The organism is Mesorhizobium terrae (genome assembly GCF_008727715.1).
Classification (GTDB): domain Bacteria; phylum Pseudomonadota; class Alphaproteobacteria; order Rhizobiales; family Rhizobiaceae; genus Mesorhizobium; species Mesorhizobium terrae.
In genome coordinates, this window is the sequence record NZ_CP044218.1 from 56521 (window position 1) to 79963 (window position 23443).

Annotated in this window: 27 protein-coding genes; 17 read left to right on the top strand and 10 right to left on the bottom strand. The window is 65.4% G+C overall.

Annotated features, from left to right (window positions below; genetic code table 11):
• Positions 1-49 precede the first annotated feature (49 nt).
• From FZF13_RS01715 to msrA, 3 genes are all read left to right on the top strand, one after another.
• On the top strand, positions 50-739 hold the full coding sequence (locus FZF13_RS01715) for a DUF1223 domain-containing protein (protein ID WP_036254948.1): 690 nt from the start codon (positions 50-52) through the stop codon (positions 737-739).
• A gap of 107 nt (positions 740-846) precedes the next feature.
• The gene (locus FZF13_RS01720; RefSeq protein ID WP_137901152.1) at positions 847-1134 is read left to right on the top strand and encodes a hypothetical protein; all 288 of its coding nucleotides are present in this window, start codon (positions 847-849) and stop codon (positions 1132-1134) included.
• Between the two features lie 227 nt (positions 1135-1361).
• The gene (msrA, locus tag FZF13_RS01725) at positions 1362-2102 is read left to right on the top strand and encodes a peptide-methionine (S)-S-oxide reductase MsrA (protein WP_024922270.1); all 741 of its coding nucleotides are present in this window, start codon (positions 1362-1364) and stop codon (positions 2100-2102) included.
• 138 nt (positions 2103-2240) lie between these two features.
• Here the strand turns inward: msrA and FZF13_RS01730 are convergent, their stop codons facing one another.
• The 4 genes from FZF13_RS01730 to FZF13_RS01745 form a co-directional block, all read right to left on the bottom strand.
• Positions 2241-3245 (bottom strand): cytochrome d ubiquinol oxidase subunit II, encoded by a 1005-nt coding sequence (locus tag FZF13_RS01730; protein WP_024922269.1) that lies wholly within the window; start codon positions 3243-3245, stop codon positions 2241-2243.
• 59 nt (positions 3246-3304) lie between these two features.
• Positions 3305-3826 carry a hypothetical protein gene (locus FZF13_RS01735; RefSeq protein WP_024922268.1) on the bottom strand — a complete coding sequence of 174 codons (522 nt, stop codon included), beginning with the start codon at positions 3824-3826 and terminating at the stop codon, positions 3305-3307.
• A 59-nt stretch (positions 3827-3885) separates the two neighbouring features.
• Positions 3886-5247 carry a cytochrome ubiquinol oxidase subunit I gene (locus FZF13_RS01740; RefSeq protein WP_024922267.1) on the bottom strand — a complete coding sequence of 454 codons (1362 nt, stop codon included), beginning with the start codon at positions 5245-5247 and terminating at the stop codon, positions 3886-3888.
• 133 nt (positions 5248-5380) lie between these two features.
• A complete protein-coding gene (locus tag FZF13_RS01745) occupies positions 5381-5641 on the bottom strand; it encodes a PepSY domain-containing protein (protein ID WP_024922266.1) in 261 nt (86 codons plus the stop codon).
• 239 nt (positions 5642-5880) lie between these two features.
• Between FZF13_RS01745 and FZF13_RS01750 the strand changes: the two genes are divergently transcribed.
• Entirely contained in the window at positions 5881-6807 is a 927-nt protein-coding gene (locus tag FZF13_RS01750; protein ID WP_024922265.1) for an ABC transporter ATP-binding protein, read from the top strand.
• Positions 6804-7565, top strand: coding sequence for an ABC transporter permease (locus FZF13_RS01755; RefSeq protein ID WP_024922264.1), 762 nt, complete (start codon positions 6804-6806; stop codon positions 7563-7565). The genes FZF13_RS01750 and FZF13_RS01755 overlap by 4 nt, the downstream gene beginning before the upstream one ends.
• Positions 7566-7896: 331 nt before the next feature.
• Here FZF13_RS01755 and FZF13_RS01760 read toward each other — a convergent pair whose 3' ends face one another.
• A complete protein-coding gene (locus FZF13_RS01760) occupies positions 7897-8937 on the bottom strand; it encodes a phosphatidylglycerol lysyltransferase domain-containing protein (protein ID WP_024924740.1) in 1041 nt (346 codons plus the stop codon).
• 205 nt (positions 8938-9142) lie between these two features.
• Between FZF13_RS01760 and FZF13_RS01765 the strand changes: the two genes are divergently transcribed.
• Positions 9143-10273, top strand: a complete 1131-nt coding sequence (locus FZF13_RS01765; protein WP_024924741.1) for a flavin-containing monooxygenase — start codon at positions 9143-9145, stop codon at positions 10271-10273.
• 222 nt (positions 10274-10495) lie between these two features.
• On the opposite strand, the gene FZF13_RS01770 is transcribed toward FZF13_RS01765, so the two are convergent.
• Positions 10496-11326 (bottom strand): alpha/beta fold hydrolase, encoded by an 831-nt coding sequence (locus FZF13_RS01770; protein WP_024924742.1) that lies wholly within the window; start codon positions 11324-11326, stop codon positions 10496-10498.
• 154 nt (positions 11327-11480) lie between these two features.
• Here FZF13_RS01770 and FZF13_RS01775 point away from each other — a divergent pair, with 154 nt between their 5' ends.
• From FZF13_RS01775 to sigJ, 8 genes are all read left to right on the top strand, one after another.
• Positions 11481-11669 (top strand): hypothetical protein, encoded by a 189-nt coding sequence (locus tag FZF13_RS01775; protein ID WP_024924743.1) that lies wholly within the window; start codon positions 11481-11483, stop codon positions 11667-11669.
• A gap of 200 nt (positions 11670-11869) precedes the next feature.
• Positions 11870-12193: a hypothetical protein gene (locus tag FZF13_RS01780; protein ID WP_210271180.1), complete on the top strand. Its 324-nt coding sequence runs from the start codon at positions 11870-11872 to the stop codon at positions 12191-12193.
• 67 nt (positions 12194-12260) lie between these two features.
• The gene (locus tag FZF13_RS01785) at positions 12261-12965 is read left to right on the top strand and encodes a phosphatase PAP2 family protein (protein WP_024924745.1); all 705 of its coding nucleotides are present in this window, start codon (positions 12261-12263) and stop codon (positions 12963-12965) included.
• Between the two features lie 87 nt (positions 12966-13052).
• Positions 13053-13304: a helix-turn-helix domain-containing protein gene (locus FZF13_RS01790; protein WP_024924746.1), complete on the top strand. Its 252-nt coding sequence runs from the start codon at positions 13053-13055 to the stop codon at positions 13302-13304.
• Positions 13305-13407: 103 nt separating this feature from the next.
• On the top strand, positions 13408-15120 hold the full coding sequence (locus FZF13_RS01795; protein WP_024924747.1) for a SulP family inorganic anion transporter: 1713 nt from the start codon (positions 13408-13410) through the stop codon (positions 15118-15120).
• 118 nt (positions 15121-15238) lie between these two features.
• The gene (locus FZF13_RS01800) at positions 15239-15616 is read left to right on the top strand and encodes a hypothetical protein (RefSeq protein ID WP_024924748.1); all 378 of its coding nucleotides are present in this window, start codon (positions 15239-15241) and stop codon (positions 15614-15616) included.
• The gene (locus tag FZF13_RS01805; protein ID WP_024924749.1) at positions 15616-16194 is read left to right on the top strand and encodes a hypothetical protein; all 579 of its coding nucleotides are present in this window, start codon (positions 15616-15618) and stop codon (positions 16192-16194) included. Before FZF13_RS01800 ends, FZF13_RS01805 begins: the two co-directional genes overlap by 1 nt.
• Complete coding sequence (sigJ, locus tag FZF13_RS01810) at positions 16187-17098, top strand: RNA polymerase sigma factor SigJ (protein ID WP_024924750.1); 912 nt, start codon at positions 16187-16189, stop codon at positions 17096-17098. Before FZF13_RS01805 ends, sigJ begins: the two co-directional genes overlap by 8 nt.
• Before the next feature lie 196 nt (positions 17099-17294).
• On the opposite strand, the gene FZF13_RS01815 is transcribed toward sigJ, so the two are convergent.
• Positions 17295-17810: a DUF6622 family protein gene (locus FZF13_RS01815; RefSeq protein WP_024924751.1), complete on the bottom strand. Its 516-nt coding sequence runs from the start codon at positions 17808-17810 to the stop codon at positions 17295-17297.
• 157 nt (positions 17811-17967) lie between these two features.
• Here FZF13_RS01815 and FZF13_RS01820 point away from each other — a divergent pair, with 157 nt between their 5' ends.
• Entirely contained in the window at positions 17968-18780 is an 813-nt protein-coding gene (locus FZF13_RS01820) for a LytTR family DNA-binding domain-containing protein (RefSeq protein WP_024924752.1), read from the top strand.
• 35 nt (positions 18781-18815) lie between these two features.
• Here the strand turns inward: FZF13_RS01820 and FZF13_RS01825 are convergent, their stop codons facing one another.
• The 3 genes from FZF13_RS01825 to FZF13_RS01835 form a co-directional block, all read right to left on the bottom strand.
• On the bottom strand, positions 18816-19751 hold the full coding sequence (locus FZF13_RS01825; RefSeq protein ID WP_024924753.1) for a CHAD domain-containing protein: 936 nt from the start codon (positions 19749-19751) through the stop codon (positions 18816-18818).
• Positions 19748-20221, bottom strand: a complete 474-nt coding sequence (locus FZF13_RS01830; RefSeq protein ID WP_024924754.1) for a CYTH domain-containing protein — start codon at positions 20219-20221, stop codon at positions 19748-19750. Before FZF13_RS01830 ends, FZF13_RS01825 begins: the two co-directional genes overlap by 4 nt.
• Before the next feature lie 106 nt (positions 20222-20327).
• Entirely contained in the window at positions 20328-21020 is a 693-nt protein-coding gene (locus tag FZF13_RS01835) for an alpha/beta hydrolase (protein ID WP_024924755.1), read from the bottom strand.
• 534 nt (positions 21021-21554) lie between these two features.
• On the opposite strand from FZF13_RS01835, the gene FZF13_RS01840 reads away from it, so the two are divergent.
• Both FZF13_RS01840 and FZF13_RS01845 read left to right on the top strand, forming a co-directional pair.
• Complete coding sequence (locus tag FZF13_RS01840) at positions 21555-22235, top strand: DUF1956 domain-containing protein (RefSeq protein ID WP_024924756.1); 681 nt, start codon at positions 21555-21557, stop codon at positions 22233-22235.
• Between the two features lie 110 nt (positions 22236-22345).
• On the top strand, positions 22346-23296 hold the full coding sequence (locus FZF13_RS01845) for an HlyD family secretion protein (RefSeq protein ID WP_024924757.1): 951 nt from the start codon (positions 22346-22348) through the stop codon (positions 23294-23296).
• The last annotated feature ends 147 nt before the right edge of the window (positions 23297-23443 follow it).

Genomic DNA, 23443 nt, shown 5'->3' on the forward strand with positions numbered 1-23443 from the left:
GGTCCGAGACGGGAGAGCGGCGATGAACGCAAGCGGATCAAGGCGCGGCATGGGAACCGGGGCACAACGCCTCGCCATCAGCATTGCCCTCGCCCTCGCGGCCACCGGCGCAGCGACGGCTAGGCCGCTCACCGTGGTGGAATTGTTCACCAGCCAGGGCTGCTCTTCGTGTCCGCCCGCCAACGCCAATCTGATCAAGCTGAAGGACCGGCCGAGCGTGCTGGCACTCTCCTTCAACGTCACTTACTGGGACTATCTCGGCTGGAAGGACACGTTCGGCAGGCCGGAATTCACAGAGAGGCAGGTCAGCTACGAGCCGGGCCTCGGCCGCAGCGGCCCGTTCACGCCGCAGATGGTGGTCAACGGCCACACCGATACGATCGGCAATCAGCTTTCCGAAATCGAGACGCTGATCAGCCGTGACAAGCCCGTCGCCGGTCCAGCACTTTCGCTCGCCGGCGGTAGTGCTGCCATCGGAGCCGGCACCGCGCCGGCCGGCGGGGCGGATGTCTGGCTGGTCCATTACCGGCCGGGTGTCGTCGAGGTGCCGGTCGGGCGCGGCGAAAACAGCGGCCACACGCTGCCGCACGCCAATGTCGTGCGCGCTCTGACCCGGCTGGGAAGCTGGACGGGAGCGGCCACCACCCTGCCGCTGCCGGCGGCCAAGAGCGGTCTTGCCACCGCCGTTCTGGTGCAGGCGCCGCATGGCGGCCCGATCCTCGCCGCCGCCACCGAGTAGCCGAACGCCGGCCCGCCGAGCGGCGGGCCTTGTCCAGGAATTGCCGGGCCGTGGCCCGGCAAAACAGGCGCCGTCAGATGCGCCGCCCAACCTCGAAGGAGCAGAACATGATCCGTCTTTCCACCATCAGCCTGCCGGCCCTGGCGCTTGCCTTTGCGGCGACCGCGTTCAGTGCCATCGGCGCCAGCGCGATGGACACCATGAAGCCCGCCGACAAGATGGCGGCCAGCAAGATGATGGCCGACTGCAAGAAAAAGGCCGGCATGGAAAAGGATTCCATGATGAAGAAAAAGGCGATGAAGGCATGCAAGGACGCGGGTGCCATGAAATCCGAGGGCGCGATGAAACCCGACGCCATGAAGCCTGCCGACAAGATGAAGCCGAAGACGCAGTAAATTTCGGAGCCCCTCACCCGGCCTCTCCGGTCAGAAGAGGCGGCCAGCGTCGGCGCCAAACCCTTTTCCCCCGCGGGGAGAAGGGTGCGTAGCACGGGAGCCGGCCCGATGAGGGGGAGGCCGTCCCCAATCCGCCGCCGGACAACAGCACGGGATCGTGAGAGCCGTTCGAGACCAGCCATCGTATAGTGCCGGAAACGCCGCCGGCGCCATGAAGGAGCCAAGCCATGCCCAGACACCGCAATTCTTCGCGCAAGCCGTGGAAAGTGTTTGCCACCGGCACCGCCGCCAGCCTCGTTGTCGCGGCGGCGGCGCTGACCTTCCTGCAGGCGCCGTCGCGCGCGGCCGAGGAGGCGGTAAAAATCCCGCCACCGGCGCTCGACGAGAAATCGGCCCCCGGCACGGAAAAAGCCGTCTTCGCCGGCGGCTGTTTCTGGGGCGTGCAAGGCGTGTTCCAGCACGTCAAGGGCGTCACCGGCGCCGTCTCGGGTTATGCCGGCGGCACCAAGGATACCGCCGAATATGAGACGGTCGGCTCCGGCGACACCGGTCACGCCGAATCCGTCGAGGTCACTTACGACCCGTCCAAGATCACCTATGGCAAGCTCCTGCAGATCTATTTCTCGGTCGCCCACGACCCGACCCAGCTCAACTACCAGGGGCCGGACTACGGCACGCAGTACCGCTCCACTGTCTTTGCAACCAATGCCGAGCAGAAGAAGATCGCCGAGGGTTACATCGCGCAGCTCGAAGCCACGAAGGCGTTCCCGAACAAGATCGTGACGACGCTGGAGACCGGTAAGGCGTTCTACCCCGCCGAGGACTACCATCAGGACTTCCTCGCCCGGAACCCGACCTATCCCTACATCGTCTACAATGACCTGCCGAAGATCGAGAACCTGAAGACGATGTTCCCGGACCTTTACGCCGACAAGCCGGTGCTGGTCATGGCCAGCCCGAAGAGTTGAGGGTTGGTTCGCATGCCCGGTCGCCCCGTGTGATGGCAAGATCTTCGAGGCTTGGGTCCGTCATTCCCGACGGTCGTCGCTAAATCGCATCGCCTCATGCCAGCGCCACGCCATTTGCAGCCCGGCATCATCGGTTTCTCAGTCGTAGGTCAGGTCCGTCGCCTTCCCGGCGAACACCCGGTAGGCGTAGAACGAATAGAAGATGATGATCGGCAAGACGATGATGGCGCCGACCAGGATGACCACCAGGCTTTCCGGCGCCGAGGCCGCCTGCCAGATGGTCAGCTTGTCCGGCACCACATAGGGATAGAACGACCAGGCGAGACCGGCGAAACCGAGCGTGAAGATCGCTGCCAGCGTCAGGAACGGCAACAGCGAGTGGCGGTCGCCCTCCTTTGGCAGGTGGAAGGTCTGCCGCCACAGCCAGATGAACAGCAGCGCCGACAGGATCGGCAGCGGCGACAGATAGAGCATCTCCGGGAAGACGAACCACTTGGCGAAGATGCGCGGGCTGGCGAGCGGGGTGGCCAGCGATATCGCGGCCATGCCGAGCACCGTCAGCACCAGGGCGGAACGCAGCCAGCGCACCGCCCGTGTCTGAAGGTCGCCCTCGGTCTTGTAGATCAACCAGGCGGCGCCCATCGCGGCGTAAGCGGCGGCAAGGCAGAGCGCCACCAGCACGCCGAAGGCCGTCGCCGCCAGCCCGCTCTGCAGGCCGAGCACATAGACGCCCAGCATATAGCCCTGCGCCAGCGAGGCGATCAGCGAACCGGCGAAGAACAAGCGGTTCCAGCGCTGCTTCTTGCCCGACGGCACCTTGGCGCGGAAGTCGAAGGCGACGCCGCGCAGGATGAGCCCGATCAACAGCACGAAGACCGGCAGATAGAGCGCGGTGAGGATGACGCCATGCGCCATCGGGAAGGCGACGAGCAGCAAGCCGACCGCCAGCACCAGCCATGTCTCGTTGGCATCCCAGAACGGGCCGATGGCGGCGATCATCGTATCCTTGTCCTTGTCGCCGGCCAGCGAGAACAGGATGCCGATGCCGAGGTCGAAACCGTCGAGCACGACATAGACCAGGATGGCCAGGCCCATCAAGCCGGCAAAGATCAAGGGCAGAAGAGTTGGCCAGTCGAGGGTCATGACGCTGCGTTCCTTTCCCGATGCCGTGCCCGCGGCAACAATCCGATTTCAGACGCCGGTCAGCGGCTATCGCGCTTGGCCTGCGCAACCTTGGTGGCTTGCGACACCCGACCCACTTCGCTGCGACGGGTCAGGTTTTCGGCCTTGGTGTTTTCCACGGCCCTCATGCCTTCGCCGGCGGTGTGGGTCGACCCGCCCTTGTTGGCCGCGACACGCGACTGGCGCAAGGCAAGGGCATTGCGCGCGTTGGCGATCAGCGCCTCGCGACCCGCCTTGCTGCGACGGCGTTCGGCCTCGCCATTGAGGCGGCGCATCGCCATCGCAAGCACCTCGACCTTCAGCCGCGAGCCCGTGTCGTCGGCGGAGGGTCGTGCCCCCTTGGCCGCCGCCTTGCCGCGCATTTCGCGGCGACGGCGGGCCGCCTCCGACTGCGCCTTGTCGCGGCGCTCGCGCACCAGTTTGATCAGATCGGCGAGAGCCGTATCGGAAAGTTCCTGCACCTGCGGGTGACGGGATTGATCGACATGCGTCCGTTCGTCGGCGCTGAGCGCCCTCGCCTCGTCCTTGCGACTGTGAGCCATCGTCAACTCCCCTTCGTTTCAAACCGCTTCCGATTTACCGGTACCGACCTTGCCTTGTTTCACTCCCCCGCAGCCTGCTGGGAAAGTGCCGCATTCATCGCGCCAGGCAGCGGCGAGGTGTCGCCGTCCTTGGCGGCTTTCAGCGCCAGATGCACCAGTACGCCGAGATAGGCGACGAGCAGCAGCGCGTAGAGGATGAGATAGATGGCGAGCGTGAAGGCGACCTGACCGCCGGCGATGGGACCGACCGCGTCGGCGGTCTTCAGCACGCCGGTCACCAGCCAGGGCTGGCGACCGATCTCGGTGGTGTACCAGCCGGCCAGCGTCGCCACCCAGCCCGAGAGACCCATCGGCACCATCAAGAGTGCCAGGGGCTGCGGCAGGCTCTGGCGCCGCCACAGGAAGAAACTCGCCGCCCACGATACCGCCAGCATGAGCAAGCCGGTGCCCACCATGATGCGGAAACCCCAGAACACCGGGAAGACCGGCGGGTGGTTGCCCTCGAACTGGTCGAGGCCCGGCACGACGCCATCGGCGCTGTGGCGCAGGATCAGGCTGGCGCCGTTCGGGATGGTGATCTCGAATTTGTTTTCCTTGGTCTTCTCGTCGGGCAGCGCGAACAGCACCAGCGGGATGTTGGGACCGGTCTTCCAGTTGGCCTCCATGGCCGCGATCTTGGCGGGCTGATGCTCGAGCGTGTTGAGACCATGCTGGTCGCCGACGAAAATCTGGATTGGGATCAATACCGCGCCGAGAAAGACGCCGGTGCGCAGCGCTTTCCACATCGATTCCGAACGGTCGCCCCAGATGTAGCGCAGCGCCGAGAGACCTGCGACCAGGAAGGAGACGGTGAGGCCCGAGGCCAGCAGCATGTGCGTCAGGCGATAGGGCATGGACGGATTGAAAACGATCGCCCACCAGTCGACCGCATGGGCCTGGCCGTTGCGCATCTCGAAGCCGGTCGGCGTCTGCATCCAGGAATTCAGCGCGATGATCCAGAAGGCCGAGACCGTCGTGCCGAAGGCGACCAGGAAGGTGGCGAAGGTGTGCACGCGGTTCGACACGCGGCGGAAGCCGAACAGCATGATGCCGAGGAAGGCCGCCTCCAGGAAAAACGCGGTCAGCACCTCATAGGCAAGCAACGGGCCGGCGATGTTGCCGACGGTTTCCATATAGCCCGGCCAGTTGGTGCCGAACTGGAAGCTCATGGTGATGCCGGTGACGACACCCATGGCGAAAGTGATGGCGAAGACCTTCACCCAGGTGAAGTAGGCGCGCATCCAGGCCGTGTCGCCGGTGACGTTGTATCGGTGCTTGAAGAAAAGAAGAACCCAGCCGAGGGCGATGGTGATGGTAGGAAAAAGGATGTGAAACGAAATATTGGCGCCGAACTGGATGCGCGACAACATGAGCGGGTCCATGACGACTCCTGCTTGTATTCAATAAGGCAAAGCTACTCCTGCCCGACGGGCCCGTCAAAGCGGCTGTCCGCCGCGCGGCTCTGCGCCACGCGAGGCGCAAGGTCGCAGGTTTGGCGGGCTGCCGGCACACACATTATTGCAGGTTCATCGGCGTTGCCGTGACAGGATCGTATTTGATTTCGACCTTGGCGCCGTCCTTGGTGAAGTAGGTGACGTCGTAACCCTTGTCGCTCCACTCGACGTCGGCGATGTAGGCGAAATCCGCGCGCTGCTCGACCAGGGCGACGAGCTCGGAAAGCTTCTTGGCGCCGCTCGGCGGCGGCTCCTTGGCCAAGGCGGCAAGGGTCGAGAACGCAAGCAGGGCAGCGGCTGCAACGGCCATCGTGGCGCGCATGGGCAATCCTCCAGACGGCACGCGCCATGCGCTTGCCGGAACTTACCCTCGCCCCACTCCCCTATAGCACAATTTCCGGGCGCCACGATCGTCCCAGTCATCGTGCCTGGACGACGGGCGGTCCGGTCAGTATGTCAGGAGATGTTCCGAAGTGTCAGCAGCGGCATTGACTTCGCGGCCGGCTGACCGACATTGAGCATTCACAATCGCAAATCCTTTCCAATCAGACCTTTGCCCCCATGCAATCCGTCATCTCCGTTTCCGGTGTCTCGAAAACCTATGCCACCGGCTTCAGCGCGCTGAAGAACATCAATCTCGACATCAAGCGTGGTGAAATCTTCGCCCTGCTCGGCCCCAACGGCGCCGGCAAGACGACGCTGATTTCCATCATCTGCGGCATCGTCAACCGCTCGGGCGGCACGGTCACCGTGGACGGCCACGACATCTCGAAGGACTATCGCGCCGCGCGCAGCCTGATCGGGCTGGTGCCGCAGGAACTGACGGTGGAATCCTTCGAGACCGTGCGCTCGGTGCTGGCCTTCAGCCGCGGCCTGTTCGGCAAGCCGGCCGACCCGGCCTTCATCGAGAAGACGCTCATGGACCTGTCGCTCTGGGACAAGCGCGATTCCAAGATCATCACGCTGTCGGGCGGCATGAAGCGCCGGGTGATGATCGGCAAGGCGCTGTCGCACGAGCCGAAGATCCTGTTCCTTGACGAGCCGACCGCCGGCGTCGACGTGGAACTGCGCAAGGACATGTGGGCGCTGGTGCGGCGGCTGCGTGAATCCGGCGTCACCATCATCCTCACCACCCATTATATCGAGGAAGCCGAGGAGATGGCCGACCGCGTCGGCGTCATCAACAAGGGCGAAATCGTGCTGGTCGAGGAGAAGGCGGAACTGATGCGCAAGCTCGGCCGCAAGCTGCTCAAGCTGGAGCTGCGCACGCCGCTCACTGCGGTGCCCGCCGGTTTCGACGGCTATAATCTCGAGCTTTCCCAGAACGGCAACGAACTCACCTACACCTATGACAACCAGGCGGAACGGCCGGGCGTCGCCTCGCTGATCCGCGACCTCGACCAGGCCGGCATCCAGTTCCGCGACCTCAACACCGAAAACAGTTCACTGGAGGAGATTTTTGTCTCCCTGGTGAGGAGGCAGGCATGAACCATCGCGCCGTCTGGGCGATCTACAAGGTGGAAATGGCGCGCACGCTGCGCACCATCATGCAGAGCGTCATCTCGCCCGTCATCTCGACCTCGCTCTATTTCGTGGTGTTCGGCGCCGCCATCGGCTCGCGCATCACGGAGGTGAACGGCGTCAGCTACGGCGCCTTCATCGTGCCGGGGCTGATCATGCTCACCCTGCTCACCCAGTCGATCTCCAACGCCTCCTTCGGCATCTATTTCCCGAAATTCGTCGGCACCATCTTCGAATTGCTGTCGGCGCCGGTTTCCTATCTGGAAGTGGTGATCGCCTATGTCGGGGCGGCAGCCACCAAGTCGATCGGCATCGGCCTGATCATCCTGGCAACCGCTTCGCTGTTCGTCGAACTCCACATCCAGCACCCGTTCTGGATGCTCGGCTTCCTGGTGCTGACGGCCGTCACCTTCTCGCTGTTCGGCTTCATCATCGGCATCTGGGCCAACGGCTTCGAACAGCTGCAGCTGATCCCGCTTCTGGTGGTGACACCGCTGACCTTCCTCGGCGGCTCGTTCTATTCGATCGACATGCTGCCGGGCGTGTGGCGCACGATCTCGCTGTTCAACCCGGTCGTCTATCTGGTCAGCGGCTTCCGCTGGGCCTTCTTCGGCCATGGCGACGTGTCGGTGGAGATCAGCCTCGCCATCACGCTGGGCTTCCTCGCCGTCTGCATCGGCGTCGTCGCCTGGATCTTCAAGACCGGATATCGGCTGAGGACGTAGGGCGGCGCCTTACTATCTCCCCCCCTTGCGGGGGAGAAAGCGATTTCAGCATCTTAGCGAGCACGCCCGTAGGGCGGCGCAGTCTAAGTGCTAGAAATCGCAAGAGAGGGGATATTCAGCCGCAAGGTTGCGGCTTTTCACCTTCGAACGAGCATCGACGTCTTGGACTTCAGCCGAGCATAAACGGAGGGGCGCTCATAGCTGAATATCCCCTCTCTTGGATTTTCTACGACTTAGTGGCGCCAAGATCGGCCTGGCGGCCGAGCGCCGCTAAGATCGTGAAAATCCATTCTCCCCCGCAAGGGGGGAGATAGGGCGTCGGCGCTCTACCTCAAATCGCCTTAAGCAATCTGAGCAGCGCCAGCATTCCGGAGGCGGTGCCGCGCCGGAACGCGATGTAAGCGGGTTCCTCGGTGCCGTGGAAGCGGCGCTTGAACGCCGCCTGGCCCTGCAGGTTGAAGCGGTGGCGATTGACCAGTTTGGAGTCGAACGCCCGGCCGAAGGCGCCACGCCAGAAGGTGCTTTCGGGGAAGCCGCTGGGCGCCGTGTCGGCGAGCGGCGACAGACCCAGCGTCACCGAGGCGACACCCTCGCCGCGGAACTGGTCGACGGCGAATTTGGTCAGCCCGATCTCGGCATGCGGCGTCGCGTCCGCCAGCTTGCGCTTGAAGGCGGTGGTGTAGCCGACGGCCTTGCCGTCCTTGTAGATCGGGTCGAAGTCGAGCAGCGCAGTCAGCTTGCGGTCCGGATCGAGCAGCACGAAGCGGCGCATGCCGGGGCCGGGCAGGATCGGGAACGGGCGGTTGAGGAAAGCCATCTCGCGGCGCTTGACGATGCGGCCGGCGCGCCATTCGTCGGAAAGGCGGCGCACCTCGTCGGCATCGACCAGCCCGCCCTTGTCCTCGGTCAGTGTAAAACCCTTCTTGACCAGCCAGCGCTCGGAATAGCGCACGGTCTCGTTGGGCTTGCCGGAAAAATCGTGAGCCGGCAGCGACAGCCTGGTGTCGAAGCCGATGCGGCTGACCTGGTAGCCGAGGCCGGACAGGATTTTCGCGCTCGCCTCGCCGATCTGCACAAACCACGGCGAATCGGCGATCTCGACGAAGCGGTTAATCAGCGCAGCGCGATTAGCCTCGCCAACGACCGGATCGGCCAGCGCGTAGTGGCGGCCCATCATCGTCTGGAAGGCGACATAACCGTTTTCGTCGCCGAAATAGGAAAGAAGCGGCTGCGTCGCCGTCGAATAGGCGAGCGAGAAATCGCCATGCTGGGCAAGCATTGCCAAGCGTTTGGCGAGCGGCAGCTCGGCCCGCGGAATGGCCGGTGCACGATCGTCGAGGAAGCGGTCTATGCTCTTGCGGAGCGAACCCATGGTCAATGCCCAGATGATACCCAACTAGCGGCCGCGCGACCCGAACCTCGAATCAGCAGCCACCACCACCCCTCAACCATCTATTGCCATATCGCCGTCCATGCCACATAGCGCAAGTAGAGCGAGACGTGGTTGGGTCGAACCCGTCCGGCCTTGCCTCGTTCTTGGTTGCGGCGTCGGTGTCGCGGAAGGATTTGGTGGAAATATGACCGAAACGATCGAACCGGTGATCGTGATCGGCGCCGGCGCGGCTGGGCTCGCGGCGGCGGACGCACTCGCCCGGCACGGCATCAAGGCCAGTGTGTTCGAACGCGAACAGCGCATCGCCGAGCCGTGGCACCAGCGCCATGAGCGATTGGCGCTCAACACGCATCGCGACATGTCGTTTCTGCCCGGCATGCCCTATCCGCGCGGCGTGCCGGCCTTTCCGCCCAAGGCCGCGGTCATTGCCTATCTGGAACAGTTCGCCAGGCAACGCGGCATCGCCGTCGAATTCGGCATGGCGGTCGAGCGTGTCACGCGCGACGGCGACCACTTTGCCGTCCATACCGCCAAGGGCGTGCGCCATGCGCGCAACGTCATCATTGCCACCGGCCACGACCAGGTGCCGTGGATGCCGGACTGGCCAGGTGCGGCGACATTCGGCGGCAGGCTGATCCATGCCGCGAAATTCGGCAGCCCGAAAGACTATGAAGGCAAGCGCGTGCTGGTGGTGGGCGCCGGCAATTCCGGCTTCGACGCGCTGAACTATTTGGTCGGCGCCAAGGCGGCGTCGATCACGGTGGCGGGGCGCGCCGGCCCCTCGGTCCTGCCCAAGCGCATCGGCAAGATCGCCGTGCAGCGCTTTTCCAGGATCACCAACGCGCTGCCGGTGCCGATCGGCAATTTCATGGTGGCGCTCCTGCAGCGCGCGATGTTCGGCGATCTCCGCAAACTCGGTTTCGCGCCGGTGAAGAAGGGCGCCATCAGCCGGCTGAGGGACGACCATGTGGCGATCGCCGCCGACGACGGCGCCATCGCCGCCATCAAGGCCGGCCGCATCAAGGTGGTGACGTCCGTCGCCCGCTTCGAGCCCGAGCAAATCGTGCTGGCCGACGGCTCGGCGATAGAGGCCGACATCGTCATCGCCGCCACCGGCTACCGCACCGGGCTGGAGCCGATGCTGGACGGGCTCGGCGTGCTGAACAGCAACGGCGCGCCGAAGACCAATGGCGCCGAGCCAGGCAACCAGCCCGGCCTGTGGTTCATTTCCATGCGCCCGAGCGTGCTCGGCCATTTCTACACCGCCGGCCAGGAAGCCAAGGCCATCGCGGCGAAGATTGCGGGCAAGGGGTAGCACGCCCCTCGCCCGTCATTCCGGGCAAGCGAGCAAAGCGAGCGCCGACCCGGAACCCATTGAGCAGCGCGGCCGGGATCAAAGTTCGGGCAGTCGACGGCGAAAGGCACGATCAGGGAAACGCAGACGGCTCAGCACAAGGACTGGGCCGTTCACGACGATGATGCAGCCAATGGGTCCGGGATAGCCTTCGCTGCACTCCGGCTTCCGGGATGACGCCCCTCATCCCGCATCGCCGCCAGAGAGAAACACCCCCAACCGCTCCAGCACACGATCCGGCGCCTCGAGCTGAGGCAGGTGGCCGACGCCGGCCAGCGTTTCGAACGATGCCTGCGGGACGAGGCGATGCAGCGCCCGGCCTCGTTCCAGCGGTATCCAGGGGTCGTCCTCGCCCCAGATGATCGCCACCGGACAACGGATTTCGCCGAACAGCGGCTCGACCTCGGCCGTATAGCGTTCGTCGGCCTCGGCGAACTGCCGGTAGAAGCTCTGCCGGCCTTCCTCGCTCAACCAGGGTTCGACGAGCCGTTCGAAATCGCCCGGCGCCAGCTCGGTCACCAGCGCGCCCTTGATATAGGCCTCCACCACCGCCCGGTGGATGTGCGGCGGCAGACCGAGGAATGCTTCGACATGGCGGCCGACATGGTCGAAGAACGCCGAGCCCCAGGGGCGCATGGCAACGACATTCATCAGCACGTAACGATCAAAGTCGCAGCCATGCAGAAGGTGGGCGCGCAGCGTAGTCGCGCCACCGAAATCATGGGCGACAACGGCCGGGTTCTCCAAGCGCCAATGCGCCAGCATCTCGGCGAACACCTGCCCCTGCACATCGAGCCCGGTGCGTTGCGCCGCCCGCTTTTCCGAGCGCCCATAGCCCGGCATGTCGTACCAGTGGACATGGTAGTGCCTGGCAAGGGCCGGGATGAGCCGGTGCCAGGAGAAGGACGACCACGGCCAGCCATGCGCCAGCACCAGGGCCGGCCCGCTGCCCGCCCGGCCCGCCGCCACAACTCCCGCGGACGTCGCCACAGTCTCATCAAGGTTCCACGACATGGAGGCCATCTTGCAGCGTTCGCGCCGCCGCCGGCAAGGGCCCGCGAGACCGTCAAAATCAGCAATTTTGAATCAAATGCCACTGCGGGAATTTCTGTTCCCGCAACCGAATCGTTCCATGCTTTGTCGAGCGGTGGGCCAAACGGAGTATTCGATGAACAGTGATTTTGCCGCCGCGCGCCTGCATCTCGAGCGGGCAAGCCACTATCTGCGCGGCAACGACCAAACCAGCAGGAAGGCCTGCGAGGCGCTGGACATCCTTATCGAGGCCATCGTCACGGCCCAGCACGCCAAGCCGAAGGGCCAGGTGATCGAGTTTCCGAAGACGGTTCTGGTGCGCTAGCGCATTGGCCCGGAAACCGGTCGGCGCCGACATGCGCCAGCCGCTCGCGGGCTCGTAACCTTCGAAGCACAAAGCCAGACCCTCGGCTTTTCGTCCGCTCATGCGGACCGCTCCCACCCCTTGACCGGCGTCCACCATTCGGAAACAAGCTTGCGCAGGGCATAAGGGCTTGGCGGAGGCAATCGGTGAACGTATTCGGCATGGCGCAACTCGGTGTTTCCACCGTGATTTTTTTGCTCGCCGCGACGGCGGCCAAGCACTGGGCGCTGGCGCCGAGCCTCGGCAAGATCCTGATCACGCTCGCCCTCTACACCCTCGGCAACCTGATCATGCTGAAGCTGATCCGCGACTTCGGCATGTCGATTTCGCTCAGCCTCTCGGCGGTTATCCAGCTGGTCGCGGTCAATGCCGTGGCGCTGGCCTTCTTCGGCGAACGGCTTACCCCCATACAGGGCGCGGGTGTCGCTCTCGCCATCGTGGCAGTGGCATTGGTCACGCTTGGGCCCTATTTGCAGGGCCGATGACACCAGCGCCGGGATTGGCTAAAGCCCGCCCACCTCGAAAGCCGGCGCGGCAATAGCGGCAGGATTGATGCGAAAGACCCTTTCTTCCCTCTTCGACAAGATCGAGTTCCCCGTTCTTCTGGCCGGCATCGTCGTGGCCGGCGGGCTGTGGGGCTTTCTCGAACTGATGGAGGTGGCCCGCGACGTCGCCCCGCACACATTCGACACGCAGATCCTGCTCGCCTTCCGCGAAGCCGGCAACCCGAGCAATCCGATCGGTTCGCCTCGGCTGGAGGGTGCGGTACGCGACATCACAGCGCTCGGCAGCGCCGTAGTGCTGATACTGATCACCGCCGCCACCATCATCTATTTCCTGCTCATCAAGCGATGGGGCACCGCTTTCTTCGTGCTGGCAACGGTCGGCGGCGGCCAAATCCTGTCCAGCCTGCTCAAGATCGGCATCGACCGGCCGCGCCCCGATCTGGTCTCGAAGCTCGCGGTCGAGACGTCGCTGTCCTTCCCCTCCGGCCACGCCATGCTAGCCGCCGTCACCTATCTGACGCTCGGCACGCTGGCGGCGCGCTTCCTGCCCGGCCGCGTCACCAAGATCTATGTTTTCGTTCTGGCCGTACTGGTGACGCTGATGGTCGGCGTGTCGCGCCTCTATCTCGGCGTGCACTGGCCGTCCGACGTGCTGGCGGGCTGGTGCGCCGGCTTCGCCTGGGCCATGCTGTGCTGGCTGGCGGCCCGCTTCCTGCCGCGCGGCAAGAACGGCGACGAAGAGCCGAGTTAAGGTATTTTCAACCCATATTCATGTTTGACACATCACTATGAAGGTATCATACATTCATATTGCAGACTCAGACGGGAGTTCTGACCGGTGATCACCGCAGCTCAGATGCGTGCGGCGCGGGCACTGGCCGGCATCGACCAGAAGACGCTCGCCGAACGCGCCGGCGTTTCGCTGCCGACCATCCAGCGCATGGAGGCCAGCGACGGCGTGGTGCGGGGCGTGGTCGATACGCTGATGAAGGTCATCCAGGCGCTCGACGAGGCCGGGGTGGAATTGATCGGCGACAACCAGGCCAGCGAACGCGGCGGCAGGGGCGTGCGGCTCAAGGGCTCCATGTAGGATTCCCGCCAGGGTCGGCTTTTTGGTTCGCGACGGCGACCGCCGACGTTACGCAAGATCATTGCGATGCCGACGATGCCGCCGCTTTTGCGGAAGGCACGCCATGGAACAGGTCCAGCGCCGGCAGGCCCACAGAGCAGCGCCGACATTTTCCGAACTGTTCACGCCCAAGCTGGTGACGGTGCTGCGCGAAGGCTACGGCCTGCCGCAGCTGCGCGCCGACGCATTGGCCGGCCTCACCGTCGCCATCGTGGCGCTGCCGCTGTCCATGGCGATTGCGATTGCCTCCGGCGTGACGCCGGAGCGCGGCCTGTTCACGGCGATCGTCGGCGGTTTCATCGTCTCCGCGCTCGGCGGCAGCCGCTTCCAGATCGGCGGGCCGGCCGGCGCCTTTATCGTTCTGGTGGCTTCCACCGCCGACCGGCAGGGCGTGGACGGGCTTTTGCTGGCCACCATGATGGCCGGCGTGTTCCTGCTCGCCATCGGATACTTAAGGCTCGGCACCTACATCAAATACATCCCCTACCCCGTCACGGTCGGCTTCACCGCCGGCATCGCCGTCATCATCTTTTCCGGCCAGATCGTCGAGTTGCTCGGCCTCAAACTGCCCGGTAAGGAGCCTGGCCCCTTCGTTCCGAAGCTGATGGCATTGTGGCAGGCAGGCGGCACGCTGAACCCGTCCGCCGCCGGCATCGCGCTTCTTTCCATCGTCACCGTGGTGGCGTTGAAGAAATGGCGGCCGCACTGGCCGGGCATGCTGGTGGCGGTGGCGCTCGCCTCGCTGGTCGTGGCGCTGCTGGCGCTGCCGGCCGACACGATCGGCTCGCGTTACGGCGGCATTCCGCGCAGCCTGCCGCTGCCGGCGCTGCCGCCGATGAGCCTCGACAAGGCCATCGCCGTCTTGCCGGACGCGATTGCCTTCGCGCTGCTCGGCGCCATCGAATCCCTGCTCTCGGCGGTGGTCGCCGACGGCATGACCGGGCGCCGTCATCGCTCCAATTGCGAACTGGTGGCGCAGGGTTTCGCCAATATCGGCTCGGCGCTGTTCGGCGGCATCTGCGCCACCGGCACCATTGCCCGCACCGCCACCAATGTGCGGGCCGGCGCGCATGGGCCGGTCTCCGGCATGCTGCATTCGGCCTTCCTGCTCGTCTTCATGCTGGTGGCCGCGCCGCTCGCCAGCTACATCCCGCTGGCCGCCCTTGCCGGCGTGCTGGCCGTGGTGTGCTGGAACATGGTGGAGAAGCAGGCCATCGCCGCGCTGCTGCGCTCCTCGCCGGCCGACGCCGTGGTGCTCGGCGCCACTTTCCTGATCGTCGTCTTCCGCGATCTCACCGAAGGCATCGTCGTCGGTTTTGCACTCGGCGCGGTGTTGTTCATCGACCGCATGGCGAAAGCGGTGGCGATCGCCGAAAGCGAGCAGCCGCTGGTGGCCGACGATGTCGCCGACGCCACCAATGGCGACCGCCGCGCCTATGACGCCAGCGAGGCCAGCGATCCCGACACGGTCGTCTACCACATCTCCGGCGCCTTCTTCTTCGGCGCGGCCTCGACCGTTGCCGCCGTGCTCGACCGCATCGCCGACCAGCGCAAGAACTTCATCCTCGACTGTTCCCGCGTGCCGCTGTTCGATTCCACCGCAGCCAATGTCATCGAAAGCACCGCGCACAAGGCCAAGAAAGCCGGCGTGCGCTTCATCATCGCCGGTGCCTCGCCGCAAACCAGGCGCATGCTGATCACCCACGGCGTCAAGCGCCCGCTGGTGACCTTTGCCGCGTCAGTGAAGGACGCAAAGGCACAGCTAAGGATGGGGTGAGCGCCCTTCCTTCTCCCCTTGCGGGAGAAGGAAAGCCGTCGCCCGCCCCCCAAAAAATCTCCCGCCTCATGTCACACCTCTCCACCCTGTCCCGTCATGGGCTGAGGAGAAAAACGACATGCGAACCCTGCTCATCCTCATCGGCCTCTACCAGGGCGCCAACGGCCTGTTCATGCTGGCGGCACCGGCGCTTTGGTACGTCACCATTCCCGGCGTCACCGCCACCGGCCCGGCCAACCCGCATTTCATCCGCGACATTGGGCTGGCCTTCATCGCTGCGGCTGCCGGCCTCATCATTGGCGCACTGAAGCGCGACCGCTGGATGCTCATCGTCGCCTCGATCTTCCTCGGCGGCCATGCGCTCCTGCATCTCGCCGAGATGCAACACGGCACGACATTCGCCGACGCGCTGCGCGACATCGCGCTGATCGTGCTGCCCGGCCTCTTGCCGCTCGCCGCCATTCCCGCCTTCGACCCACAAAAGAGGACCGCCTGATGCTCGGCCCGTTGCTCAAACACGCCTTCCGCCGCTTCGGCGCCCGCTACGGCTACGACACCGCCTATCTCACCGAACTCGTCGACCTCGACGCCGGCGGCGGCTTCAAGCTGGCGCTGGTCTCGTACTTCACCGACCACCGCTTCGGGCTGGAGGCCGCGCCCTATTTCGCCGCCCGCATCACCGCGGTGCGACACACCGACTGCGGCTCCTGCCTGCGCCTTGCCATCGCCAGGGCGTGCGAGGCCGGCGTGCCGATGGCCGCCATCAGCGCCATGCTTTCGGATGACGCAAGCAGAGCGCCGCGCGAGATGGCGCTTGCCCGTCACTATGCCGAAGCGGTTTTGGCCAACGACCCGACGCTGCCGCAGATCGTCGGGGCCTGCGAGGCGCGCTGGGGCAAGCGTGGCCTGGCGGGGCTTGCTGCGGCCACGGTTTCGGGCTCCTTCTACCCGCTCTTGAAACGCGGGCTCGGCCACGGCAATACCTGCGAGCCCGTTCTGGCGTGGCTTGCCGCCGAAACGAAGAGAGCCGACGAAGTGCCGGGCAGATCAATGGCCAGGATGACCCATGGTTGAAGAACAGGACCGGCTGGCCGCCTATCTTGGCGAACGCCCCCGGCTGATCCGGCTCGCCTATCGTTATCTCGGTTCCGCCAGCGAGGCGGAGGACATCGTGCAGGATGCCTGGTTGCGGTTTTCAGCGACTGCGGAAGCCGAGCACCCGGCAAGGCTGTTGTCGCGCATCGTCACCAATCTTTGCCTCGACCGTTTGCGTTCGGCGCAGGCGCGGCGCGAAACCTATGTCGGGCCATGGCTGCCGGAGCCGATCGTGGAAAAGGCCGGCGCGGTCGAACCGGACGCCAACGACGCCGCACTCGACATTTCCTTTTCGGTGATGCGGGCGCTGGAACGGCTGTCGCCGCTGGAGCGGGCGGCATTGTTCCTGCACGACCTCTACGACGTGCCGTTCGAGGAGATCGCCGAAACGCTGAAGCGCACGCCGGCGGCCTGCCGGCAGATGGCCTCGCGCGCCCGCAAGATGCTCAGGCAAGACCAGAACCGTTTCCCGGCCACCGGCGAGGACGTGGCGCGTTTCGTGGCGGCATTCGAGCGGGCCGCCCTCGGCGGCGATGTCGAGCCGCTGAAGGCGCTGCTGGCCAGCGACGTCGAATATGTCGCCGATGGCGGCGGCAAGGTGCTTGCGGCGATCAACGTGCTTTCCGGCAGCGATGTCGTCGTGAAATTCATGCTCGGCGTGGTGCGCAAGAACCCCGACCCGGCGCGTACCGTGGTGGCGCCCGCCATCATCAACGGTGCACCGGGGCTGGTCGTCTCGATCGCCGGCCAGATCGAGCAGACCGTGGGTTTCGCGGTCAACGCCGACGGCGCCATTTCGGCCATCTATACGGTGCGCAATCCTGAGAAGCTGGTGGATGTGGTAGCATCCTTTCCTTCTCCCCTTGTGGGAGAAGGTGGCTGAGCCCCGGCGGCGTAGCCGCCATAGGCGAAGTCGGATGAGGGGTGCTGGACGGAGTGCGGCCTGTCCGAACTGGAACCACAGCAGAAGCGAACGCTACTTTCCGCATCGCCTCGTTTCTTCCAACACCCCTCATCCGTCTCGGCGCTTCGCGCCGATCCACCTTCTCTCACAAGGGGAGAAGGAAAGGCACCGCGCCTCACGCCATCCTCAAATACCCGCGCGGCAGGGAGCCAAGCGTGCGGGCCAGCATCAGCGCCGGCAGCAAGCCGGCCAGCATGGCGTTGGCAATAACGAAGCGGGTATCGGCGGCGAGCGCGGGGGCGACGCCCAGCGCGACACCGCGCGCATAGCTGACCACGACAATGGCGACGACGATGGCGAAGGGCAGCCAATGTCCCTTCACCGCCAACCGGCCGTCAGGCAGGGCCCAGGTCGGCGTGTGGCGCGCCACTGCCAGACCGGCCAGCGTGCCGGCGGCGATGCCGAAGGCGAGACCGGCGGCGCCGAACGCGGAAAGGCCGTGGCGCACCAGTTCAAAGACATCGAGCAGGACCAGGATTACCGGCAAGGCCAGCAGGCGTGCCGGGGAGACGATGCGGTCCCGCGTACGGGCCCAGCCGGCATAGAGCGCATAGGCGATCAGCGGCCACACCCAGAGCGGCGTGTGGGTGACGATGTCGAGAAGACCGGGGGTGGTGGACTGCGATGGCATGGAATGCTCCTGTCGAAAATCTCGTCGGTTGAAGGCGGCGGGGCGGCGCGCTACCAGTGTCGTCACCGCCTCGGCTGGCCGGCACCATCGCGGTCGGGTGCCGCTTCGGCAAACGTGGTTTCGGGAAGGGACGATCCGATACGTGAAGCACGGCCCCATGCATTCCACGCTTCGCGAAATGCAGGCTCTCGCCTTCTCGCCGCGCTTCTGGGGGCTGATCCTGCTCGCCACCGCCGTGCTCGGCGTGACCGGTCCGTTCGGCACCTATGAGCGGCTGGCGCTGTTGCCGCGCCTGGCCTACTGGCTGGCGCTGGCGCTCGCCACCTTCACGATCGGCTACGCCATTGTGCGGCTGGCCGGCCAGACATTGTTCGAGGGCCGCGACGCGCCACGGTTACTGCGAGCGCTGATCACCGGCGCGATCGCCGGCCTGCCCATCGCGCTGGTGGTTCTGGCGTTCGACGCGGCGGTTCTGTCGGCGCCAATGCCGTCGCCGCGCGCGGCCTTGACCCTGTTCCTCAACTGCGCGCTGATCGCCGCGGCCATTTCGCTGGCCTCGGTTCTGATCGCCGGCGAGACCAGCGCCGACACCGTGCCACCAGCCGAAACGCCGACCACGCCAGCCGCCGTGGATGTCGCGCCGCCCCGGCCCGAGAGGCGGCCACCGCTGCTCGAACGGTTGCCGCTGCCCTCACGCGGCCGGCTGACACGGCTCTCCATGCAGGATCACTATGTCGAGGTGCACACCGAGAAGGGCTCGACGCTGGTGCTGATGCGCATGGCCGACGCAATCGGCGAAACCGAGGGCGAGCCCGGCCTGCAGATCCACCGCTCGCATTGGGTGGCGCTGGAAGCGGTGGCCGGCACCGCGCGCCGCGACGGCAAGCTGTTGCTGAAGCTGAAGGACGGCACCTTGCTGCCGGTCAGCCGCAGCTTTTCGGCGGCGGTGCGGGAAGCAGGGATCCGCTAGGGCAGCGTCATCCCGCCCACAAAGGAACCGCGTGCCTACGCCGCTCGCAGCGCCGTGACCGGCGTGGCGGCAAGCCGCTGCCGCAGACTGTCGGTCAAGCGCACAATCTTGCGCTTCCAATCGCGCGCGAAGAGCCGCTTTGCGTCGGCCAGGCATTGCTTCCTCAACCGCTTGCCTTCGCGCTTCAGGCATTTCTCCACGTCGGCCAGCACCTCGGGCTCCAGATCCAGCGCCGGCGGCTGCCGTCGCACAAGGGCACCCAGAACGGCGATGTCGTTCAGCGCGCCGAGCCGCTTGTCGAGAACGCCCAGCCGGTGGCGTCGTGCCGATCTCCGCTCCGGCCACAACCCTTCCAGCAAGGCAAGCTGGGTGGCATGCGCCCTCACCGCCTTGCGCAGCGTGTGGAAATCGATGTCCCGGCCTCGCGAACGCGCCCGTTTGAACGCCTTTCGGGCCCGACCAAGGCCAGCCTGCGCGCCGTCTACGACAACGGTGCTCGCCGCATCGGCATCGGCCGGCAGGGAAAGCGCGCCGAGCCACAGCAGGCCATGACGGCAGGCGGCGAGTGCTGCGTCGACTGCGGTGCCGAACGCGGCGGTGTCCTGCATCGCCGCCTCCCGGCGCACGGCCAACATCTGCCGCAGCACCGCAACCGATGCTGCCCGCCGCGGATAGGCCCTGCCGAGCCGCTCCGCCGTCTCGACCATGGCGCTCGCCTCGCGCAGCCCCGAAAGCCGCGCCGAGACATCGCGATAGCGGGCATTCTCCTCGGCAAAGAAGGCTTCGTCGCCGGAGCGGACGAGGCGCAGCAGGGCACGAACGGTTTTCAGCCGGCGGCGGCATTTGTGCAGCCGCTCCTCCGGTTCCGCCCGCGCCAGCGCCAGATGCTCCAGCGCACGGGTAATCTCCTGCCTCAGAAGCCGCGTCACGTCGCTTGCCAGCGGCAGCGTCGCATGCAGGCGCGGGCTCACGTCACCAGCTCGGGAAAGCCATTCAGCGCCAGCGAGGCGTTGGAGTAGCGGAGCTCGCCGGTCACCTCGCGCCCGAGCCAGGCCGGCAGCTTGTCGTCGGGCACGATGTCCTTGGTTTCCAGCTCGGCCACCACCAGCCCGTCCAGCGTCGAGTTGAACACGTCGACCTCGTAGACATAACCGCGGTGGCGAACATGGTGGCGAACCTTGCGGATGACGTTGCCGACGGCAAAACCCATCATCTCGCGGGCCTCGGCCAGCGGCACCGGATATTCGAATTCGTCGCGTATCCTCATGTCCGAGCCGAATTTCAGCGTCAGCTTGGCGGCGCGGCCATCGCTGATGCGCAGACGGATCGAGCGTTCGGAGGAGATGGCCAGGTAAAACTGGATGATGGAGACGCTGCGCTCCACCGCCTTGCGCCACCCCTCGTCTCTCACGAGAAACTTGCGTTCGACTTCCTTGGCCATCGGGGGCAAACCATAAGGCAGCTTTCGCTGCACGCAAGAGCGAAGATTCGCGACCGATGATGCCACGAGGCCGAACGGCATCGCCGCCCCGCCCCATGGCGTCGGATCAGGCGGCGCTGCGCGCGGCTTCGTCGATCAGTGCCGCAACTTCCCTCGGCTTCGATGCCAGCGAGGCGTGGCTGGCGTTCAGCTCGACGATCTTCCTCGGCTTCATGCGTTGCGACATCATCTTCTGGTTTTCGGGGTGGATCATGCGGTCTTCCGACGACACCTGGTACCAGACCGGCTTCTTTTTCCAGGCTGGCGCGGTGATGTTGTCGCCAAAGGTCGAGCCGAGCGGCGCCTTCTGCGTCACCGCCATCACCAGCGCCTCGTCGGCGGTCAGATCCTGGCAGAAGCTCTCATGGAACTTGTCGGGCTTGATCCAGAGATAGCCGTCGCTGTCGGGGGCGATGTTCGGGAAGGCGGCCGGCGCCTTGGCCTGGCTGATGCCGCCGGGGCTTTCGCCGGCATCCGGCGCGAAAGCGGCGATGTAGACCAGCCCTGCCACATTGGGCAGGTCGCCCGCCTCGGTGATGACCGCGCCGCCATAAGAATGGCCGACCAGAACCACCGGCCCGTCAATCTGCCTGACCATCTTGCGCGTGCGTTCGGCATCGTCGGCGAGCGAGGTCAGCGGCACTTCGACGGCATGCAGGCCGGTGTGCCCAAGCTTGGTAAGCTCGATAATTGCCTTGCTCCAATGGGCGGCACCGCCCCAGAAACCATGAACCAAAACGATAGTGGGCAGCGAAGACATGACGACTTCTCCTTCCTTGGCGCCCGTTTGTTGCGAGCTCGGACGATAACTGGGTTTTGGGTGGGCGCACCTCACTCTTCCAGAGCATCCCGTCACGCGCAACGATATTGAAAATTAAATTTTGTTCACCGTCGCCACGTCCGCAATTTGCGCAGTTGTCTCAATCTTGAAGTAAAATATATCGTATCATCTCGCGCAGTTATTATTTAACGCGATTATTAAGTTATTTATTTTTATCTAAATAAATAGATCTAGCATCCCAATACGCGATAATTGTCATCTCTCCGAAATTCACTTTTCGATACGAGAGCCGGAAAAACCCAGCCGCAAGCCGCGACCCGATCAAGCGGCGACCGTCGGTCGAAAGCGGCGGACGCTCATCCCCATCCTGCCGCAACCCTGCCCGCGCCGCGCCTCACAAACCCGTGAGGTTTGTCACCGCCAACCCGGCCGCCGCTCCGGCGGCTGGCGGGATCGCGGGCATGCACCGCGCCTGCCATGGACATTAATCATTCGATTGATTAAACTCCGGTCATGGCCAACGCCCCGACCCGACCGCCGCCCTCGCCCGCCGACATGACGCAGACGGCGCTGATCCACGCGGCGCTGAAGCTGTTCGGCCGGCAAGGCTACGACGGCACGTCGACCCGCGAGATCGCCGCCGCGGCCAAGGCCAATATCGGCTCCATCGCCTATCATTTCGGCGGCAAGGAGGGCCTGCGCGCCGCCGTCGCCGACCATATCGTTGCGACCATCCAGTCGATCGCCGGCCAGGCGCTGGGCGGGCTCGACGGTCCCGACCCGGCATCGCTGACGCCGGAGGCGGCGCGCCAGCAGCTCAAGACCGTGCTGCACGGCATGGTCGCCTTCATCGTCGCCAGCCCCGACGCCGGTGAGATCGTGCAATTCATGCTGCGCGAACTCGCCCATCCGACGCCGACGCTCGACCGCATCTATGGCGGCGTGTTCGAGCCCACGCACCGGCGGCTCTGCCATATCTGGGAACGCGCCACCGGCGAGCCGGCGGAAAGCGAAAGCGCGCGCCTCGCCGTCTTCTCGCTGATCGGCCAGACCGTCTATTTCCGCATCGGCCGCGAGCCGGTGATGCGGCGCATGGGCTGGAAAACGATCGGCGACGACGAGGCGGCCAAGGTGCTGGCCGTGCTGAACACCAATCTCGACGCCATGCTGGCCGCGCGGGAGACGAAGCGATGAGGTGCCAATTTTTTGGCGGCCACGGCAAAGGCTGGGTGGCGAGCCGGCGCCACCCACCTTCTCCCGCAAGGGGAGAAGGAACGGAGTGTGTTGCCAAGGGAGAAAGGTAGATGAGCTTGCTCTGTTCGTTGCCGCTGGCAGCCCAACTTTTCTCCGCCTGCGGGCCGGGTGCGCCGCTGGCGGTCGGTTATGTCGAGGGCGACTATGCGCTGCTCGCGCCGATCGAAGTGGCCGAGGTCAAGACCGTCTCGGTCAAGCGCGGCGACCGCGTCGGCCCCGGCCAGCCGGTGGCGACACTGGAAAGCGCCGATGCCCAGATCGCGGTGGCGCAGGCCAAGGCGGCACTCGCCCAGGCCGAGGCCCAGCTCGCCGATCTCCAGGTCGGCAAGCGGCCGGAAGAGATCGCGGTGCTGGAGGCGTCGTTGCGCTCGGCCAAGGCGCAGGCGGCGGACGCCGCACGCACGCTGGCGCGCACGCAGGACCTCTTGAAGCGCGGCGTCGCCACCCAGGCGCAATATGACGATGCCGCCACCCAGGCCGAGGTGGCGGACGCCGCCATCGGCCAGGCCACGGCCAACCTTGCGGTCGGCCGCCTGCCGGCGCGGCCGGAAACGATCAAGGCCGCGGAAAACCAGGTCAAGCAGGCGCAGACCGGGCTGGAGCAGGCCGAGTGGCGGCTGTCCAAGCGCACCTTGCAGGCGCCCGCCGCCGGCCGCGTCAACGACATCATCCGCTATCCCGGCGATACGGCGGGCCCGAGCTCGCCGGTGCTTTCGGTGCTGCCGGACGGTGCGGTGAAGCTCACCGTCTATGTTGCGGAGCCGCGTCTCTCCTCGGTCAAGGTCGGCGGCGAGCTTACCGTGCGCTGCGACGGCTGCCCGAGCGGATTGAAGGCGCGCGTCAGCTATGTCTCGCCCGATCCGGAATTCACGCCACCGGTCATCTACTCGCTCGAGAACCGCCAGAAGCTGGTCTACCTGGTCGAAGCCAAGCCGCTCGGCAACGCCGGCCCGCTGCAGCCGGGGCAGATCGTGGATGTGGATTTGGCGAGTAGCGAGTAGGCAGTCGGCAGTAGGCAGTCGGCAGTCGGCAGTCGGCAGTCGGCAGTCGGCAGTCGGCAGTCGGCAGTCGGCAGTCGGCAGTCGGCAGAAAAGGGCAATTCGAGATGGGCAAAGCCTCAAGGTTCATTTGCGGTCATTCGCAGTTCC